General features: G+C 34.1%; 20 protein-coding genes. 14 read left to right on the top strand and 6 right to left on the bottom strand.

The window, feature by feature from the left end; genetic code table 11:
- Positions 1-52 precede the first annotated feature (52 nt).
- Genes A361_RS20440 through A361_RS20430 form a run of 3 tightly spaced genes read left to right on the top strand, consistent with a single transcriptional unit; the run spans position 53 to position 4,966 of the window.
- Positions 53-892 (top strand): Hachiman antiphage defense system protein HamA, encoded by an 840-nt coding sequence (locus A361_RS20440; RefSeq protein WP_019380159.1) that lies wholly within the window; start codon positions 53-55, stop codon positions 890-892.
- Positions 885-4,244 (top strand): DEAD/DEAH box helicase, encoded by a 3,360-nt coding sequence (locus A361_RS20435; RefSeq protein ID WP_019380160.1) that lies wholly within the window; start codon positions 885-887, stop codon positions 4,242-4,244. The genes A361_RS20440 and A361_RS20435 overlap by 8 nt, the downstream gene beginning before the upstream one ends.
- A gap of 14 nt (positions 4,245-4,258) precedes the next feature.
- Positions 4,259-4,966, top strand: coding sequence for a class I SAM-dependent methyltransferase (locus A361_RS20430; protein ID WP_019380161.1), 708 nt, complete (start codon positions 4,259-4,261; stop codon positions 4,964-4,966).
- A gap of 140 nt (positions 4,967-5,106) precedes the next feature.
- Here the strand turns inward: A361_RS20430 and A361_RS20425 are convergent, their stop codons facing one another.
- Together A361_RS20425 and A361_RS20420 are read right to left on the bottom strand one after the other, a co-directional pair.
- A complete protein-coding gene (locus A361_RS20425; RefSeq protein ID WP_157888554.1) occupies positions 5,107-6,684 on the bottom strand; it encodes a hypothetical protein in 1,578 nt (525 codons plus the stop codon).
- On the bottom strand, positions 6,674-7,231 hold the full coding sequence (locus A361_RS20420) for a sigma-70 family RNA polymerase sigma factor (RefSeq protein WP_019380163.1): 558 nt from the start codon (positions 7,229-7,231) through the stop codon (positions 6,674-6,676). Before A361_RS20420 ends, A361_RS20425 begins: the two co-directional genes overlap by 11 nt.
- 397 nt (positions 7,232-7,628) lie before the next feature.
- Here A361_RS20420 and A361_RS20415 point away from each other — a divergent pair, with 397 nt between their 5' ends.
- Complete coding sequence (locus tag A361_RS20415) at positions 7,629-7,970, top strand: PadR family transcriptional regulator (protein WP_019380164.1); 342 nt, start codon at positions 7,629-7,631, stop codon at positions 7,968-7,970.
- On the top strand, positions 7,967-8,797 hold the full coding sequence (locus tag A361_RS20410; protein WP_019380165.1) for a permease prefix domain 1-containing protein: 831 nt from the start codon (positions 7,967-7,969) through the stop codon (positions 8,795-8,797). Before A361_RS20415 ends, A361_RS20410 begins: the two co-directional genes overlap by 4 nt.
- A gap of 165 nt (positions 8,798-8,962) precedes the next feature.
- Here A361_RS20410 and A361_RS20405 read toward each other — a convergent pair whose 3' ends face one another.
- Positions 8,963-9,355: a nucleoside 2-deoxyribosyltransferase gene (locus tag A361_RS20405; protein WP_019380166.1), complete on the bottom strand. Its 393-nt coding sequence runs from the start codon at positions 9,353-9,355 to the stop codon at positions 8,963-8,965.
- Positions 9,356-9,743: 388 nt separating this feature from the next.
- Here A361_RS20405 and A361_RS20400 point away from each other — a divergent pair, with 388 nt between their 5' ends.
- Positions 9,744-10,229: a GNAT family N-acetyltransferase gene (locus A361_RS20400; RefSeq protein ID WP_019380167.1), complete on the top strand. Its 486-nt coding sequence runs from the start codon at positions 9,744-9,746 to the stop codon at positions 10,227-10,229.
- 122 nt (positions 10,230-10,351) lie between these two features.
- Here A361_RS20400 and A361_RS20395 read toward each other — a convergent pair whose 3' ends face one another.
- Together A361_RS20395 and A361_RS20390 are read right to left on the bottom strand one after the other, a co-directional pair.
- Positions 10,352-11,584, bottom strand: a complete 1,233-nt coding sequence (locus tag A361_RS20395; RefSeq protein ID WP_019380168.1) for a PIN domain-containing protein — start codon at positions 11,582-11,584, stop codon at positions 10,352-10,354.
- A 41-nt stretch (positions 11,585-11,625) separates the two neighbouring features.
- Positions 11,626-12,867, bottom strand: coding sequence for an RES family NAD+ phosphorylase (locus A361_RS20390; RefSeq protein ID WP_019380169.1), 1,242 nt, complete (start codon positions 12,865-12,867; stop codon positions 11,626-11,628).
- Positions 12,868-13,132: 265 nt separating this feature from the next.
- On the opposite strand from A361_RS20390, the gene A361_RS20385 reads away from it, so the two are divergent.
- Positions 13,133-13,753 carry a hypothetical protein gene (locus A361_RS20385; RefSeq protein ID WP_162272009.1) on the top strand — a complete coding sequence of 207 codons (621 nt, stop codon included), beginning with the start codon at positions 13,133-13,135 and terminating at the stop codon, positions 13,751-13,753.
- Between the two features lie 652 nt (positions 13,754-14,405).
- On the opposite strand, the gene spoIID is transcribed toward A361_RS20385, so the two are convergent.
- Positions 14,406-15,467 carry a stage II sporulation protein D gene (spoIID, locus tag A361_RS20380; RefSeq protein WP_019380172.1) on the bottom strand — a complete coding sequence of 354 codons (1,062 nt, stop codon included), beginning with the start codon at positions 15,465-15,467 and terminating at the stop codon, positions 14,406-14,408.
- A 310-nt stretch (positions 15,468-15,777) separates the two neighbouring features.
- Between spoIID and A361_RS20375 the strand changes: the two genes are divergently transcribed.
- The 7 genes from A361_RS20375 to comGG are packed head-to-tail and all read left to right on the top strand — an operon-like array spanning position 15,778 to position 19,007.
- Entirely contained in the window at positions 15,778-16,113 is a 336-nt protein-coding gene (locus A361_RS20375) for a hypothetical protein (RefSeq protein WP_236887916.1), read from the top strand.
- Positions 16,100-17,131, top strand: coding sequence for a competence type IV pilus assembly protein ComGB (gene comGB / locus A361_RS20370; RefSeq protein WP_019380174.1), 1,032 nt, complete (start codon positions 16,100-16,102; stop codon positions 17,129-17,131). Before A361_RS20375 ends, comGB begins: the two co-directional genes overlap by 14 nt.
- Positions 17,131-17,454 carry a competence type IV pilus major pilin ComGC gene (gene comGC, locus A361_RS20365; RefSeq protein WP_019380175.1) on the top strand — a complete coding sequence of 108 codons (324 nt, stop codon included), beginning with the start codon at positions 17,131-17,133 and terminating at the stop codon, positions 17,452-17,454. The genes comGB and comGC overlap by 1 nt, the downstream gene beginning before the upstream one ends.
- The gene (gene comGD, locus A361_RS20360; protein WP_019380176.1) at positions 17,451-17,891 is read left to right on the top strand and encodes a competence type IV pilus minor pilin ComGD; all 441 of its coding nucleotides are present in this window, start codon (positions 17,451-17,453) and stop codon (positions 17,889-17,891) included. The genes comGC and comGD overlap by 4 nt, the downstream gene beginning before the upstream one ends.
- Positions 17,875-18,204: a hypothetical protein gene (locus tag A361_RS20355; RefSeq protein WP_009332930.1), complete on the top strand. Its 330-nt coding sequence runs from the start codon at positions 17,875-17,877 to the stop codon at positions 18,202-18,204. Before comGD ends, A361_RS20355 begins: the two co-directional genes overlap by 17 nt.
- Positions 18,155-18,634: a competence type IV pilus minor pilin ComGF gene (gene comGF / locus A361_RS20350; protein ID WP_226280632.1), complete on the top strand. Its 480-nt coding sequence runs from the start codon at positions 18,155-18,157 to the stop codon at positions 18,632-18,634. The genes A361_RS20355 and comGF overlap by 50 nt, the downstream gene beginning before the upstream one ends.
- Positions 18,624-19,007 carry a competence type IV pilus minor pilin ComGG gene (gene comGG, locus A361_RS20345; RefSeq protein WP_019380177.1) on the top strand — a complete coding sequence of 128 codons (384 nt, stop codon included), beginning with the start codon at positions 18,624-18,626 and terminating at the stop codon, positions 19,005-19,007. The genes comGF and comGG overlap by 11 nt, the downstream gene beginning before the upstream one ends.
- Positions 19,008-19,014: the final 7 nt, after the last annotated feature.

Raw genomic sequence — 19,014 nt, 5'->3', positions numbered from 1 at the left:
GTTGGTTATTAAGTATAGAATTCTACAAAAATAGTTTTTAGGAGAGTTTGGTATGGAGAAAACGATATCCGAACAATGTAAGCTTATTGGTGAGCACCCCAATTCATCCTTTTTTTATGAATGGCTGGAATCAGTAGATGAACCAGTCACTGAAAATAAAAAACATAGGCATTTATCCGAGAAAAAAGCGTCAAGAGAATTTGCAATTGAGCAAATTTCCGATTGGATAGTAAAGCATCACATTGATGAAAAAAGAATAAAGAGATTGAAGAAAAAACGTGAGGAAATACTAGATAAATATGGATTCGAAGAATATGTAAAGAAGCAAACTTTATTACCTACTGTTGACAAAACAAAGAAGGGAAACGGTACAGAAATTATATTAGCTGAATACCTACAAGAAACTACGAAGCTTAACTTGCTAGTGTATAGACTAAGATATAACACAAACGTAAACCAGGCAATGAAAGGTGATGATGTCCTTCTTTTAAATCGTGAAAATTTGTATGAAAAAGTAATCATTGGGGAATCGAAATTTAGGACAACTCCTAGTAAAGCAGTAATCGAAGAAGTTACTAAGGAATTTGCTAAAGAAATGAGGTTGCCTCTGTCTGTAACTTTTCTAGCTCAAAAGATGAGTGACTTTGGTGACGAGGATTTAGCCGAGAGTCTAGAAGATTTAAATGTTACTCTGCATGATGGCAAGGTTCCAATTATTAGTGTTGGATTTTTACTCAGCAATCACAATACTACTGCTAATGTTAATAGACATCTGGTTTCAAATAATCCAAACTTTGTTTTTGTTTCATTGGGTATTGAAAAGCCAGAGGAGCTTATTGCAATGAGTTTTGATTTGGCAGAGGAGAAGTTAAAGAGGGGTAACGATGAATAAAATAAAAGCATTTGATTTATTACAAAAACTGGAGAGCGATAAATTTGTCCAAAAACTTATTGCTCAGGGAGACTCCAGATATATTTTATTTAACGTTCATGAACCAGTTGAAGATTTTCCTAATTTCACTGCCGGTTTAGACGGAAGGCTTACACATATTGCTTTATCTTATCTCTCGGTTGGTTGCTCTTTTGTAGAAAATAAGGATATAGAAAAATCGATTTTTCCGTTGGAAAAAGGGGCAAATATATTAGAGCACGTGCATAATCCCATAGAAAATCGAAATGAGCTAAGTACTTATTTTGTACTTGCTAGCTCCCTGGCATATTACGCTGCTCATCAGTACTCAAAGTCTTTCATTCTTTTAAAAAATGTGGAATTCGATACAGTTATTTCAAAAATAATAGGATACTTCTTGAAACGTGACTATAACCGACTCGGCAAATTAATATCTGAAGTTTTAATAAGCAATGATTATAAAAGTGAAGTTGTTTCGGACATTAATGATGATGATAATGCAAACACAAGAATATACACGTTTATATTATCCAAGGCAGTAGCATCTTTATTGGAGTTTGTATATTCGGGTAATGATGATTGGTTAGAAAAATGTAGAGAGTATACTAATGACTTGCTAGATTTGTTATCTATTGATGAAGAACCTTCACTATGGTGGTGCATACGATTATTCCGTATTATAATTGATGGCTTTTATCATAATTCTTTGTGGAAAACAATTCCGCCAACTGTTGGAGATGATGACCAAGGGATTATCGAAAACTATATTATGGCTATGGCATTCCAAAAAAGTCCTGTTGTTGAATTGTTTCATTCCCAAAAAGAGGCGCTATCAAAGGTAGTAAATCCTGCTGGAGCGGTAGCAAGTCTTCCAACAAGTGGTGGTAAAACCAGAGTAGCTGAAATAGCGATACTTCAAAAATTGATAGAAGAACCCGATGCAGTGATAATCTATCTAACGCCATTTAGGTCCTTAGCGTATGAAGTGGAGGACACATTATCAAAAGTGTTTCGTCCACTTGGATTTGAAGTGTCTCATCTCTATGGAGGTACCCAATTTAGCAAAATTGATGAACTGGTTATCAATGAATCAAATATCATTATTGCAACAGCAGAGAAGGCTAAAGCAATCATAAGAAGCAACTCGGAAATTAAATCACGAATCAAATTGGTTATTATTGATGAAGGGCATTTAATTGGTCCAGAAGAACGTTATGTAACCAGTGAGATTTTAATTGAAGAGCTAAGGTTTCATATTAGGAAAAATGAAGGGAAAATGGTTCTCCTTTCAGCGGTTTTGCCAAATACAGATGAAATTGCTAAGTGGATTGCTGGTGACGGTAATATGAAGGCTCACTCAAAATGGAGACCATCAACTCAAAGGTTTGGTTTACTGGAATATACAGGTAGTAATGTAAATATCACATGGAAAGGTGAAATTGAATCATTCAATCGTAATTTTATAACACCATTTGTAGTGAAAAAACCAAGGTCTGAATTCATTTTCCCAAAGGAAAAAAAGCAAGCAGTAGCTGCTTCAGCAGTTAAATTAGCTTTATCAGGTTCAGTTCTAGTTTATGTAGGTAAGCAAAACATGGTGGTATCACAAGGGGAAGAGATTATAAGGGCTATGGAAGAACTTCGCCTAGAACATACTTGGTCGAATCAATTTGAATGGAATGCTTTTAAACTGGCTTGTGAAGAGGCTTATGGTACCGAATCAAAAATTTATAGATTTGCTTCTTATGGAGTCTTATGTCATCATGCTGGTCTCCCTTCAGAGGTCAGGCTGCTTATGGAAAAATTAATGAGGAATTCAAATCCTAAAATCATTGTTTCGACTTCAACTTTAGGTCAAGGGGTTAACATTGGGGTTTCATCTGTAATCATTGCTAACGTTTGGTTAAATCAAAGTGATAGAGTCGAGCATTCTGATTTCTGGAATATTGCAGGAAGAGCTGGTCGAAGTTTTATTGACACAGAGGGGAAAATACTATTTGTAGTTGATGCAAGTAAAGGAGCCAAAAAAGCTAGCAATGACCGGAAACTGGCGATGGAATATTTCAATATTGAAAAACAGGAAAAAGCAGTGAGCGGGCTTCTATACGCCCTAAGGTTTTTTTACCGAGTAGCAGAAACATCCGATATAGAATTTGATATGTTGCTACAAATGATTGCTGAAAACGACTTTTCGCAATTAAAAGAAGAACAAATTGATACTTTCACTATGTTATTTGACCTGATTGATGATACACTACTTAGTTTAAATCTCGAATTTGAAAGTTACAAAGAGGAAGATGCATCTGCATGGGTTGATGATTTCTTTAGAAGTTCGTTAGCATATATTCAGGCAAATCATTTCAAGGAACTTGAGGAAGAAGATATTCTTGCTTTAATAAAAGCGAGAAATCGTGGTGTATTGAAAATGGTTGGAGACCCAATAAATTGGCGTGGATTTGTATCTTCAAGTGTCCCACTTCGTTCAGGATTATTCATCAAACAGGAGTTAGAAAATATCTTGGAATTACTCTATAAATTCCAAATTTCAGACCGAAGCACAGTAGAGTTAATTTCGTTTTTAAAAGAAATAGAGAATACAATTGCTAAATTTCCTTCCAACCAATTTAAAGTAGAAAATGAGCTTACGGAGTTGGATTTATTAAGAGAATGTTGGGTTAGCGGTAAATCAATAAGTTCATTCAGCGAAAAAGCTTTAAAAATCTGTAGTACTTATTTTGGGTTTAAACTACCTTGGGCAATTAACGCTATTGCTAGAATGTTATCTACAAAGGGATTGGAGGAAGAAAGCAAAGTTTTTGAAGAGTTAGCCGTCCTGGTTCAAATGGGACTTCCTAATATGTTTTCAGTTAACATTTATCTTTGTGGAATCCATTCTAGAGTTGCTGCTACTGAATTAAGCAATGTTTTAGACCAAAAGCTTCAACAATATAGTATCCGTAAGTTAAGAAATGAATTAATAAAAATGGCTGATACAATTTCAGGAATAACCGAAAGGACGTTTAAATGGCTTCAAATCCTTAAAAGTAATGACACTAATCTAATTAAATATACGAAAAGAGTGCCTAACTTTGCATTTAATAATAAGGTTGAAATTAAAGACTCGACACTATTTGTCAAACAGTTTCAAGATGAATACTTTTTATGTAGTCCTGATTATGAAGATATTATTAAAGTACAGATAAGCCATAAGCTTCCTTTTGATGTGTTTTCTGATGATTTTGGTGTGTATTTCGAACATACAGATGAGGGTCAATGGGCAATGCAAATAAGAAATCCTTTTATAAAGCATAACGTCTTTGATTTCCTAAATTAAGGAAGGGTATAAATATGAGTTCTGATAGAATTAATCTTATTCGAAAAGAAGAAAAACTATATCACGACTATTGCTATGATAACTTCAAACTTTTTGAACAAGGCTCTTGGTTGTATAGACCTGTAAAAGCTGTATTGGATTTAATGTCCTATTTCGAAGATAAAGATGTCGTAAAAGTACTTGACCTGGGTTGTGGAGTTGGAAGGAACAGTATCCCGATTGCACAAAAATTAAAAGTTGGTTCAGAAGTGGTCTGCGTAGATTTACTTGATACGGCAGTTGAAAAGTTAAGACAATACAGTAAGGAATTCGATGTTGAGCAATTTATCGTTCCCCATAAAGCAGACATTGCAGATTTTGTTATTCATTCAAATGAATATGACTATATTGTTGCCGTCTCTAGCCTAGAGCACGTTGATTCTAATGGAACCTTAGAAAAAGTTCTGTTAAATATGAGAAATGGAACAAAACCAAATGGTCTGAATTGTATTATTTTAAATTCCGAAGTAGAAGAATTTGACTTGGAAACTGGAGCTAAAATGGCTGCACTTATGGAAGTGAATATTTCGACAGAAGAAATGTTGGATACTTTACGACGGATATATACCGGTTGGGAAGAGGTATTAGTATTACCAAAGCGATTAGAATACCAAATTACACGACAAGACAAACCGGTTCTTTTAAAGACAACAGCTATTACTTTCGCTGTCCGAAATACCTAATTTATAATACTAACGCCAATATCTATGCTAAAAGGGATGCAAAATCATATTTAAAAGAGGTGCAAATTTGCACCTCTATTTTGATAGTTTTTTACTTTTTGCACTTCAAATCCGAACCCTTTAGTACAAATGAAGTAGCTTCATTGGTTAATCCCAGTCTTTTTAAAACTCTCTAATAATCGCTTGACTTCATCAATAGAAACATCTTGGGTAACCATCTCGTATTTATATTCTCCGGAACTACCAATAAAATGAGCATTTGGGTTATCTTTTATTTCAAATACAGTCCATTTAATTCCTTTTAAAGTGAATGTATCGAGTTCTTCTCCTTTTTCTGTATTAAAATCTCCCAGTGAACTCACAACTGAATCCTTATGATAAGCTCTAACATATATTAAACGAGAACCAGAACCAATTTCGTTTTCTTCTTTTTTATAGCTATATGTCAAATATGCATGCTTGTAGTCTTTATACCTTTCCATACTAGCTGAGAAAATCTTTAGGTCTGGATTTGAGAATTCAAATAGAAAAGGTACTTTTGAACGAAGAATACTCAATACAGCCTTAACTTCTTCTTCGATTGAATCAGCATGTTCTACTACCTCAATATCTTTCTCTCTGGAATCTTTATATTGTCTCTCTTGTACTTCCATTGGTTGATAATTATCCAAATTAGGAATGAATTGTTTTGAATCAATTGCAACATTTACCGATAAACTTTCTGGGTGTAGATAACTTATAATTTCTGACTTTTCATTGTAAATTTCGTACTTTAATAAAATGCCAGTATCTTTATCCACCCAAAAGCGAAAACTTTTTTCATCTGGCTGCGAATTATCTACAACGCTTTTATCAATACTTCCATGTAAAACAATGGTATTATGTCCAAGCAATTCTTCATTTTGTTTTTCAATTTCCCAAAGGTTATTAAATCTTAAGTATTTAGCACCCATTTCGTATGGAAACAAAGAGGCACCGGAAACTCCACTTGGAGGTCTTTCTCTGTACATATCTTCTGAATCGTACATTTTATTTATTGGAATTGAAAACACTCTTTCGGGTTTAACGATTTCCCTGCTAGGCTCAATTTCATAATCGTCAATATAATATGTCTTAACATCATCATTTTCTAATCTCCATATTTTCTTATCATTGTAGAACATTTCTTGTGTTGTTATTTGTGCTCCTACAACCTTTTCATCAGGGATATTTATTATTTTTTCATAGCCCCCGATTAAGTTCTTTAAACTTATCTTATATTCGACATTAGCTTTACTTGTGGAATCATCATAATATTTATTATAAATTTCAAACTTACCTGAAGCACTTTGAAAGTAGTCAACCGTATTAAAAAGTTTTGTTAATATGTCTTCTTTTTTCATGTTTTCGTAGTTTTCTTCTTGTTTGGGAGGAATATTCTTGGTATCTTGAACCTCGTTATTTGACTTAACCTCTTTATTATCAATTTGACTAGATATGGGCTTATCGTTCTGGGTAAACCCAAGTTTCTCCATACCATAATAACTAATTCCAATTATAAAAATACAGGTGAAACCAAGACTCAAAATCCGAGGATAAAGGCTTCTCATTCTTTTAGTTTTATTAGTACTGTAAATTGCTTTTCGTACCGCCGTTTTATTTACATCTTGAAAGTCTAAATCTTTTAAAATAGTTTTATCCATGTTTTCTTTCAATTGTTTTAACATATCATCCATCATTTCTTCCTCCTTCTTCAATTATTTTTTTTAAGTTAAGCCGCCCCCTATGTAACCTAGATTTTATCGTTTGTACGCTAATGTCCAGCAAATCAGCAATTTGGTTGTAGGATAACTCCTCATAATAATATAAAATAATAACTTCACGGTACTTAATTGGTAGTGATAACACTTTTAGTGATAAATCAGTTTTCCTCTCCAAGTTTAATAACTCTGATTCAGGAGTAGTATTAGTAATTTTACTTTTTGAAAAAAAATCTGTTAGAACGATGTTTCTGAAATTCCAACTTTTTAACCTATCCTTACATAAATTCACTGTAATACGGTAAATCCAGGTTTTATAAGATGATTCATTTCGAAATGTATCTAAATTTTGATAGCATTTAATGAAAACATCCTGTGCGATATCCTCTGCTATTTGTTCCTTCTTTACAAAAGTGAACGCTAACCTAACGACACTTTTTCCGTACTCATTCATTAACCATTCAATTGTCTCTTCCTTGTTGGAATAATTACCTTCCATAAAATCACTCTTCTTTTTCTCTAACATCTTCTACACCCTTTCAAACTTTAGACGATACTGAAAATGTATGGTTGCATAAATTTAAATTGAATTAAGGTTTGTTCTTCATAAAGGCATAAAGCATCACCTTGATTGCCTTTTTGTTCATATTAAATAGTTAATTATACCAGTTAGTAAATGGGTTTATTATTTTGATGTGAATGACCAGATGTAAAAAAGATAAAACCACTATATCGAAACGTCACCTACTAAATCTTCAATTTCAAGCTGCTTAACCATGCTTCTGTTACTCTAAAAGATATTATTAATCTTAGGATAATCTTAGATAAATCATCCTGTTTAGAAATAGGATGATTTTTTTAATAATAGAATACCTTGCTTTATTAAGTAATATATTTTATAACTAAGTAAGGTGGTGAAAAAATTGGAAATTAATAAAGAGGTTTTAAAAGGTCATATTGATACATTAATCCTATCTTTATTACATAGCAGAGAGATGTATGGATATGAATTAGCGAAATTGGTTCGTGAAAAAAGCGATGAACAATTTGAACTAAAGGAAGGAACGCTTTATTTATCTTTAAAGCGTTTAGAAAAGAATAAGTGGGTTTCTTCTTACTGGGGTGATGAACAAGGTCCTGGTGGAAGAAGGAAATATTATAAACTTACACCTTTAGGTGAAGAAGGCTTTGAAGAAAAGCGTAAGGAATGGCAATTTGTAAAAAAAATTATTGATTCGTTTTTAGAAGGGGGAGAAGAAGCATGAAACAAATAGAAGCATATGTTGAGGAAGTTTATCATAATGTCGGTGGAAACAAGAAAGAAATTGAAGAGTTAAAAGCAGAAATGAAAAGTCATTTGATAGAGGCTGTTCACGAACTAAAATCAGAAGGAAAGTCTGAACAAGAAGCCATTAGTATTGCCATTAAGCGTTTCGGTGGAGAACAAGAAATACGTTCGATTGTAGGTCAACTATTTAAAGCACAAAAAACATTCGCTAAATGGGTACTTTATCTTTCGATGGCTATAATTCTTTTTACTTTATCTGCATTTGGGTTTATATGGGCAAATGAAGAAGAAAATGCCCATGAAAACTCAATTTTAGCTACACAGATTTCAGAGATTTTAAATGATAGAAGCAATATTACTGAAGAAATGAAAAAAGAAATAAGTAGTTTAATAAAAGGAACTGACCAAATCTCAAAAGTTGAAATTTATAGTGTGAGCAATGTGGATAATGTCAATTTGGTATTTGATTATGTTAGAGATACAAAGCCAGATTACCGATATGAACAAAAAGTGTGGAATCCCAAATGGCTCCAAGCTGATTTCTTTCCATATGCAAACTGGGATAATCAGTGGTACATTGGAATGGAAACAAGACATGCTGGTAGTTTGATGGCTATAATTTTGTTTTCAGGAATTGCAATTTATGCAACTTTATTTACGATTTGGGCAACAATCAACGCATATCATCATAGACGATTAAATATTGGTTGGATACTTACTTTTGCTTTATTAAATATTGTGGGTTATTTAATTTATGTTTTAGTGGGAAAGAAAGCTCTACTTTCTAACGAAAAAAAATATTGAATTAAAAAAATGCTCAGAGTTGATGCCTGAGCGTTTTTATATGTTGTTTTTATTCTTATTTCCTTTGCTAAATAGTTGTTAATTGATACTGTTTTTAAAGTGTTATTTGACTATTTCTCCCCAACAACCGAACCCGATAGTATAAGTTTTCATTGCTTTTTTTGTTTAATTATTAGAGCTTGTCACTTTGTTTAATAAATCGTCAATAGTTCCCGTCACTATTTCAACTTCAGATAAATGATAAAATGTGCTAGTTGTGTTAATATTATGTACATCATTGTTTTGAGAGTAAAGGTATATCTTTTTGCTTTGACCTAAAGCAATACCTAGTTCGATATGACTCCCTTTACCTGCCGGTAGTACAACTATTAAAAAATCTGCTTTCATTACTGCTATTTTCTCTTCTTGACCAATTTCTTTTAAATCTTCAATTGATGCTGCTCTTTTATTTTTTGTCCAATCATAAGTTTGAACATACCCCATATTTTTTAACTGTTCGCTAACTAATCGAACTGTCTCTACATTTTGAAAACTTGATGCAACATAAAATTTATTCATTTTTTGTCCCCCATATCTTTCTATAGAACTATTTAAATCTTATCAAATTATTTCTGCTTTAAGGAATAAATTATTGTACACAAAAATTAACACATTCTTTGGCACAGTTTTGTCTACGGGCGGCAGACTCCCACTAATTATTGTTGTAATTGCCACTGCTAATTAGTTTCTATTCCAATAGCTTATAAATCAACAATTAATAGCAATCTAATTAATATGCATATCTAAACTCCTACTGATTAAATAAAAGTGAATAGTTATCTACCAATACGCTTGAATAAAAAAAGAAAAAGAACAATTTAGTGAAAAACGAGTTGGTATTATGAAAAAAATGTTATAATATTTGGAATTTATTGTAATTAAATTTCATATAGAGAGGCTGATAAGAATGGGATATTTAATTCGTAAAATGGAACAGGAAGATATAAAGCAAGTACAAGAAGTAGCGAAAACTACGTGGAATGCTACTTACGAAGGAATAATTCCTCTTGAAGTGCAAGAAAAGTTCTTAAACTCAGCATATAATGATGATAGGATGATGCAACGGTTAGGACGCTCTACTCTTTATGTAGCTGAAATCGAAGGTAGAGTTGTAGGATTTGCTAATTTCTCTCAGGTAAGGGAAGATGGGAAAGTTGAGTTAGGTGCTATTTATCTTTATCCAGAACAACAAGGTAATGGTATAGGTTCAGCATTGTTACAGAAGGGAATTAAAGATTTAGAAGGTGTAAATAAGATTTATATAAATGTCGAAAAGGATAATAAAATCGGAAAGACCTTTTATGAAGCCAAAGGTTTTGAAGTTGTTAAAGAGTTTGATGATGAATTCGATGGACATATTTTGAAAACAATACGAATGGTGTTAAAAGTTTAAAGCTCGCATAAGCGAGCTTTTCGATTGTAGAACCAGAGATAAACCCTGCTGCAATTGGTCGTCTTCCGCATTTCAGTGGTTGGCTTTTTTTATAATGGAGTTTCTATTATTAGATAATGGTATTAATTATTTTCCTCGGAGTAGTCATCAGGGAACATATCGGTGTGGTCAATGTTCTTCCAATCAATTACTTCAATATTAACATTGCTCAATTCGATTCCATAAACGTGCTGTTTTAAAGTAAATGTCTCTTCGTTAATTTCAGTTGCATTTCCTAAGGGTATAACAAAAACGATACTTTCCTCCACTTTGACTGTATCGGTTCCGTAATATTCAAACTTCTCGTCTCTATCTTCCCAAACAGGGTTATATAAATAAATTTCAACTTCCATTTCAACATCAACATCAACAGCTACTGTGATTTCATCACCATATACCTCTAATTCGTTTAGACGTATACCAGAAATTACTCCTTCCATAGAAGGGTCCACATAACCGCCGATAAAATAATCTTGATGTATCCTTTCTGGTTCTTTATTACGAAGAAAATCTTGCGTGAAGGAGGAGATTTCGCCAGTCAGGAATTTCGTTACTAATTCTGCCGCTAGTCCTTCTTCTAATTCCTCTTCTACTATCTCATATAATCTCTCTGAAATTTGGGTATTAATATCCTCAAAAAGTTCTTTCACTTGTTCATCATTATGTACAAGGAAACCTTTGATGGTTTTATATAGAATCAGATTAGTATCTTCGGCGAGTTCTGGATGTAAGGTATATGGTTCAGTTTCTGCCGTTTTATTAGCTCCAACATCTCCAAATTCTTTTGTATTGTTTGAAATAAAGTAACAATTCTCTAATTCGTTTTTCTTTATAAAAGTTTGGTATGAGTACCAAATAATAGCGTCACGTACCTCTTTTTTGCTAAAACGAACAATATCTCCACCTTTATTTTCAATTTCTTGTTTCTTAATAAAGGGGTTTTTATCGTACATGTCCATATCAACCACATGTTCAAGAACATCTGCATCATACTTAATTATTTCGAGTTTCCCTTCATCTTGTAGAGTTTTAAATTGGATTTCGAAGTCTTCAAGTAATTCATTAAGCTCCACATTTATAACAAATTTTTGTTTTTCTTCATTTAAATAAGGGCTTATTTTGGTTAGGGCATTGTTTGCTGCATTAAGCTCTTTCTCTAGAAAATCTTTGTGACCTCTAAGGACTTCTTTATACACTGTTTGATTGATATACATTTTAACATCTTCATGTCGTGCCATTCTGTTCAGGGTTTTATTAAACCCTTTTCTTAAAAAGGGGTCTTTGTAAAGAGCATTCGAGTCCAAAAATATATTCATTTGTTTCTCCTTTTATTGAAGGTAACATAATCCCCAAAGAGTTATTTATCTGGATAAAAATTTATTTGTTCAAACCACTTTTTTGAAGGCTCAAAAAATACATAATTGATTGCACCCTTGTAAGCAGCACTCTTATATTTTATTGCTTCAATTCCTGCCATTTGGCAACATTGTGCCAAAAAATTAGGAACAAGGTACGCAGGTTCTACTCTTTGATTTTTACTTGCAGGGTAGTGACAAAAATTAAATAAAGGACATTCTCTATCTGTAAGGTCAAGATACTGAATAGGATGATTTAAATCCCATTCTACAACATCTATGATTTCATCACTTCTACCTAGTTCTTGGATAGCTGCCTCTAGAGTATCACAAGTATACAATGTTCCATGTCCGGTTAAATTCCATCGACCATTGCTAGCTATACCATATGGCGCTTCAAACATTTCCAAAATAGAAAATGGCGTTTTCCTACCTGCATCTCTTATACGTGCGCGGTATACTCTAATAGGGAGTCCATCTAGTGTTTTTAATGGTGCCTGCTGGACACCATTAAGTATCTTCTTTCCGACTTCATGTTGAAGACCCATCATCGGATAAACAGATAAATGCTGATAAAACATCAGCACTTCTTCTTCTGTCAAGTTATCTAATATGTCTAAAACACCGAAAGTTGTAGGGATTTCTGATAAAGGAATTTCATCATGGGTAACTTCATTTTTTACTACCATTTCAGGTTGGGCTTCAACTATAGTATCTTTGGCATCCCCAGTCTCTATGACTGCCAATTGGTAATTGGAGGGAAGGTTCTCTAAGTGTCTTAAGAACACATCAGATACAGTTTTTGGAGAAAAATCTAAACTTTTTCTTATCTCTTCAGCAGCCCTGCTCACTTGAGTAACCTGGCTACCGTAGAACGTTTTAAATTCGAGAGCAATCTTGCCTAATGAAAAAAGAGGCGATTCCAAGGATTGATGAAGTTCGGCTGCCGCACGAGCTAATTCATTTATAGAAGGGTTTAAATTCCTTTGTAATTCCAAAGCTGCTCTAGTCATTTCAAGTTGGGCAGGGGTAATAGTACTGCTCCATTCTCTAGCAGCTCTATGAAGTTGAACCATATTGGTTTCTTGAGCTGGCAGCGAATATCTTACCTTTTTATTTGTTTCAGTTATTTGTCTTTCTTGAACACTATTCACTTCAGGAACAGCGGACAAATTTTCTTTTGGAATTTCACTCATTTTTGAATTTTTTTGGACTTTATTCTTCTCTAGTTTTGATTTTTCCAACTTTCTCTCTCCTTGAAAGAACTTCGTCATGAATATGCATTCATAATATTAAAATTACTCTTTCTCTTTCTTTAAATCAAATAATAAATGGGTTATTTTGCATAAGAATTCCGTTTAGGGGTTGGAACATTAAATATAATTTAAAAGACCATTTAGTATAGAGAGATATTTTTTTATTGTTATATCAATGTTAATCGGTGAATTAGGATTGAATAACAGCACAATTAGGAAACGCTTAACAAGTGTATTGTAGTTATTGTCTTATGTGAAAAGATTTTTAATATCTAATGTAATTATTGCTGATAATAACTTCAGTATGTTCCTAATAACTCTCAAGGACGTGGTCATTATGAAGATATCAAAAATCTTCGTTCTGTGTATTATGATAATCTACTCAATGTCTTACGGAACTAAAGCTAACTACACAAGCGAAGAATTCCAAAAATCGCTTTTTGATGTTGGTTTCAAAGAAGTTAATGTTGCATTGCAAGAAAGTAAAGACCACTTTAAGAAGGAAATAGCTTTGCCAATAAAAATACCTCCAATTGAATTTACACACAGTTTCGGAAGGCTTAGTGATTTGGATGGTGACATAAATGATGTATTTGAAATTGAGTACCGCCATATAGATAAACCGAAAAATCACTATATGATTAGGGTCTATCCAGTAAAGTATGGTTTACCAATTTGGAAGGAGCATATTGACCAAACCTTCAAACTTAGAGATGGAAGTAAAGCCACTTATAGTACCACAGCGGCAAAAGGATTTAATCTTTTGGTATTCGAAAAAAGTGGTTGGCAATATGTTCTAAACATTAATAAAGCTGTTTCGGACCAAGTAACACCAGAAATTTTAGTGGAGATAGCAAACTCAGTAAATCCATAAACAGAACCACATAAAAAAGCATCGGTCGTTTCATAAAGGCTTCGGTTTTGATGTGCTTTCCTAAAAAAATGTAACGAATTGACAGTCGTTTTGACATTGTAATTGGCATATAGAAACTCGTCACAGTATTGGCGAGTTTTCTTTAATAAAATCCGGAGTCCATATTGAACTAAAGCGCCTTATTGTTTGAGTACATTCTTTCACAAACCTTAACTTTTGTACTGTTTTTTATACAGGAATGCTATCCCGTTAATCGAAAAAAAGAGCTGCCGCAGCAACCCCTTATTAAAAGCAAGTTATTCGTTATCTATTATACAAAAACGATGACCTCAACAAATTTACTTTTGTTCTTTTCTTAAATAACTGTACCAAGGTTTTCCTATGAAGAATAAAGCCGTTATCAATAGTGCGATAAAACTTTTTGTTTCTAAACCATTAAAAATAACAAATACCAGGAGAATAATATAACCCATTAGTCTTAATGCAAAACATCGCTCCATTGCAATCTTAGGAATTTTCTTCAACTCCTTATTATCAAAAACAGTTTTACTTTTAAATAATACCTATATTTTACCTTAAAAACACCATGCTTGTTGAAGAAAACTGCACCGTTAGCAAAATAAGAAAAGCTGTCACAAGACAGCTTCGTTTATTAGTCTCCATTTCTTACGACCAGCTTATTGTAATCCTGGTTCGATTTTATGTCCTCAACTTTAATTCCCTTAAAATAATATCCTAATATTTCCTTAAAGTTCTTTCCTTCCGTTGCCATACTATTAGCCCCATATTGACTCATTCCAACCCCGTGTCCATAACCCTTGGTAGTTACTTGAATTTCATTCCCCTTAATTTTTAAGCTGAAATCCGTCGACCTTAAACCTAAAGCATTCCTAAATTCGGCACCGGTAAGTTTCTTTCCACTAATATTAATTGTGGACACTCTATCACTGGACGTTCTTTCAACATTAATCTCATTTGACATTTTAACTCCAAGACTTGATTCAACTTCATTAAAAGAAAATGTTTTCGTTTTAATAAAATCAGGAGCTGCTGTGTCCCAAGGACTAGGGACACTTCTTAAATAGGGAAGGGATGCTGTCCAGTAGTCCTCAGAATTCTCCGTATACCCATTGCTTATAGCAAAGAAAGAGGCATCAATAAGCTTATCATTGTAAGTCATTACCAGTCCTTGAGTTTCTTTAACAGCCTGAGTGATTTTTTTAATATTCTTTTCATAATTATCGTTCTTCCACATTTCTTTCAATTCATCCTGATTTTTATAGACTTGTTGTAGGGTTGAGTCTGTAATATCTGCTCCTTGTGGCATGTCACTTTTATTTTCATTCATTAAAAACTTCATAATATATGTTCTTGCACTAATAGCTTGTGCTTTTAGGGCATCCAATTCGTAATTTGCGGGCATCTCTGATGCTAAAACTCCTATTAAATATTCATCTAAGTTCACGTTTTCTATTTCCTTATTATTCATTCTAAATACAGACACAGTAATGTTTTCTGTATTACTTTTTGTATCATTTATTGGATTTTCACCTGTATTATTTTGTGACAATATAGTTGGACTTGTAGATTTGGGAAGTTCAGATGTTTTATTTTGGGGATATGTTTCATCCGTACCAAAAGCAATTACGATTAGAGAAGGGACACAAAGAACTAGAATAAGAAATGTAATGATAATTACAGGTATTGATTTCATAAATGCCTCCCATAACTTATATACATAATTTATATGGGTTTAGGACAAGCTTTTAGAACCTATTTTGAAGAAATCTGTATTATTATGGAAAAAGTTCAAAGAAGGAAGTTGACAGAGTGTCGGATTTGAAAACACCCAAGTTTATTCCTATCTCAGCTTTCCTGATAGTTGAGATAGAAGTACTTCTCTCTATCTCAAGTTTTATGAAAGAAAATCATCCTATCTCAAATATAGTGAAATGCTGTCTCAGGTTTTATGAATTTGGAGGTTGATGTATCAAGGGTTTGTCTTATTAGGTGTCTCAAGTTTTGTGAAAAGTTACAGTTTAGCTGAGTTTGGGGTGAATATGATGGAAATTGAGCAGACACTAGTGGCTGTCACGGCTCAGCGCCTTGTCGAATTGAATTGCCCTTATTGTGAAGGGGAATGTTCTCCATTCTGCTATGGATACGGCAGGTGGAAAAGGGCAAGTGTGTTTGAGCTTCTTGCAGGAAGAGCGCTTAATGCCTCCATAAAGAAGGCGAGAGGCGAAAGAAGCCTTGTTAAGTATCGCACACTTAAAGAGGTAATAACTAAAGGGATTGCTCTTGGATATATAAAGGAAACTGAGTACAGCAGGTGGGTGCACGATAATGCGGAAACATAAATGGACCATTCAAGAACAGGGCTTGTTTCTGAAAAATACTGGTGAACTGCTGTCCAGAGGGTACCCCTTATCTGAGGCACTGGAATCAATGATGCATCAGCTGCCGCCAAAACGAAAACATGAAATTAGTCAGTGCCTCTCTCAATTGAAAGAAGGATTTCCTTTTTATCAAATCCTTGCAAACATGAACTTTAATAATAATCTGATCGGCTATGTGTTTTTTGCCGAACAGCATGGCGGCCTTGCTTCTGCATTTCTTGAAGGAAGCGAAATGGTGCTGAGAAAAGGAAGGGACATTCAAAAATTGCAAAAACTGATGACCTATCCTATTTTCCTGATGTTCATTACCGCATTCCTATTTGTTTTCGTTGATAAAGTCCTGCTGCCCCGTTTCTCTTCCTTATTCGTTTCCATGCACCTTAAGCCTAATTTCTTCACAAAAGCCGTTTATTTGTTTGGGGACCTTCTCCCATTATTCATTCTGATTGTACTCTTCGGTTTAGTCACTTTACTTATATACTATTTTTTTAGATTCAGAAACCTTTCCCCTATCCAGCAAAAGATGGTCATAGTAAAAATTCCTGCTGGAGGCCATTTTCTTCGTCTTTACTACACCCATTTCTTTGCTGTACAGCTCAGTCACCTCTTAAACGGCGGCCTATCCACACATGAGGCGCTTAGTCTTTTTGAAAAAAATGATAAGCAGCCTTTTTACAGCGCCCTTGGTGAAGCCGTGAAAATCAAACTCCGTGAGGGGAATAAGCTTGAGGATATACTAATTAGTTATCCTTTTTTTGAAAGGGAGCTGGCCAATATTATCAGACATGGTCAAAAAAATGGCAGGCTGGACCAGGAATTATCTTTTTTCAGCAGGCATTGCCTAAATAAATTGGAGGAAAAGACAGAAAAACTTCTTAAAATGATTCAGCCTGTTTTATACATGTTTATCGGTTTTTTAATAGTGTCAATGTATTTGGCAGTTCTGCTGCCTATGTTTCATCTATTGGAGGGATTTTAATGAAATGGCGTACAGTAAATAATGACAAAGGGTTCACGCTCATTGAAATGATGATTGTTTTATTGGTGATTTCCGTACTCTTAATCATCACCATTCCGAATGTAACGAAACACAATTCAAAAATAAACAGCAAGGGATGCGATGCGTTTGTTAAAATGGTGCAGGCCCAGGTTCAGGCATATGAAATTGACAATAAAGAGCTTCCTTCAGGTATACAGGATTTAGTGGATGCCGATTACCTCAATGCTGAAACCACGACTTGTCCAAATGGAGATGCCATTAAGATTTCTGCAGAGGGGAAGGTTGAATCTTCAGGGTTATGATAAAGAACAAAGAGGGCTTTACATTAATAGAAACTCTTTTCGTTTTCAGTATTTTCCTTATAATTGCCACGATTACCTCTATTCTTCTTAAACCGCAATTCCTCTATCTTGAAAAGAGAATGTTCTTTTCCCAATTAAAGTCTGACCTGCTTTATGCCCAGAATTATGCCATCACCCATCAGACAGATGTAGCTATTCAAATTGTTCCCGAGGAGAAAAGGTATTACGCCCAGGTAAAGTTTGCAGCTGATCCTATCTTCAGCAGAGAATATCCTGGAATCATTGAGATTAAGGAGGGTACCATGCCATTGTATTTTCAATACGGGCCAGGGGGAATTACAAATAAATTTGGTACTTTCTATGTCAAAACAGACAATGAGCAATACAAAATTACCTTTTTAATCGGAAGAGGGAGATTTTATGTGGAGAAGGAATGACGGCTTCTTTTTGGCTGAGCTCCTTCTGTCTTTATCGGGGATGCTGCTTGCAGCGGGTGTAATGTTTCCTCTTGTCATTAAGGCTATTGAGCATTCTGAAGAGGTAAAACAGGATTACGAAAGCACACAGCTGCTTTATGAGAGTCTCCAGGAAGCCGCCTCGGAAGGGAGTTATCCTGTGGGGAAGACTATTATAAAAAATCAAACCGTCTATGAAATAGTCCCTATGGAAAACCAAGGATTTATGGAGGTTTGCATAAGATATGAAAACGTACGGGATAGATCGAAAGAAAAGTGTGAAGTATTCCAATAATAAAGGATTTACCATGCTGGAAATGCTGTTTGCGTTTGCAATATTCTTAATGATTGCTTCCTTTTTGCCTGTCAGCATTAATTTCCTCTTTCAGGACTGGAAAATGGAAGCCAGGACACAAAGACTTGAGTGGCATGTATTTATCAATCAGCTGAAAAAAGAGATTAGGCTTGCTGATGCTGCAGAAATATCACCTGTTTCCATTGTATTAACCATAGACGGGAAAAGTGTGATTTATGAAAAATATGGTTCCAATTTGAGGAGGAGAGTGGATATGAAAGGCCATGAAGTTGTCCTGCAAAAACTTGATAGAATAACATTCAGTTCCATTAATGGCGGAGTTGAAATAAATGTATCGGATAGTTTTGATCAGGAGCATTCAGCCTGTCTTTATTACCTGATGAATATGGAGGATATTGATGTACCGTAATCAGGATGGATTTTCTTACCCTCTTACTTTAACAATCATTCTGGCTGCACTCTTTCTCCTTACGATTCAATTAGATCAGTTTATTTCTGAGAAAAGGATAGTGAATCAGGCGGAAACCGTCATAATGCAGGAGTATTACTTACTATGTTCCTTTAAAAAAACTGAAAAAATGCTGAGCGAAAATATAGACCCTGATAAATCAGGAATTTTTTCGTTTAAAAATGGATCTGTTTCATATGAAATCTCCCCAGTGGCAACAAGCTTAATTCAAATTACCTTCAAAACGAAAATTGGCTCTGATAAGGAAATTTCCGGATATGCTTACTATGACACGGATCTGCAAAAAATGATAAAATGGATTGAAAAAAACTGAGTGGGGA

Source organism: Cytobacillus oceanisediminis 2691 (assembly GCF_000294775.2).
Lineage (GTDB): Bacteria > Bacillota > Bacilli > Bacillales > Cytobacillaceae > Cytobacillus > Cytobacillus pseudoceanisediminis.
This window is presented reverse-complemented; position numbering and strand designations above follow the sequence as displayed.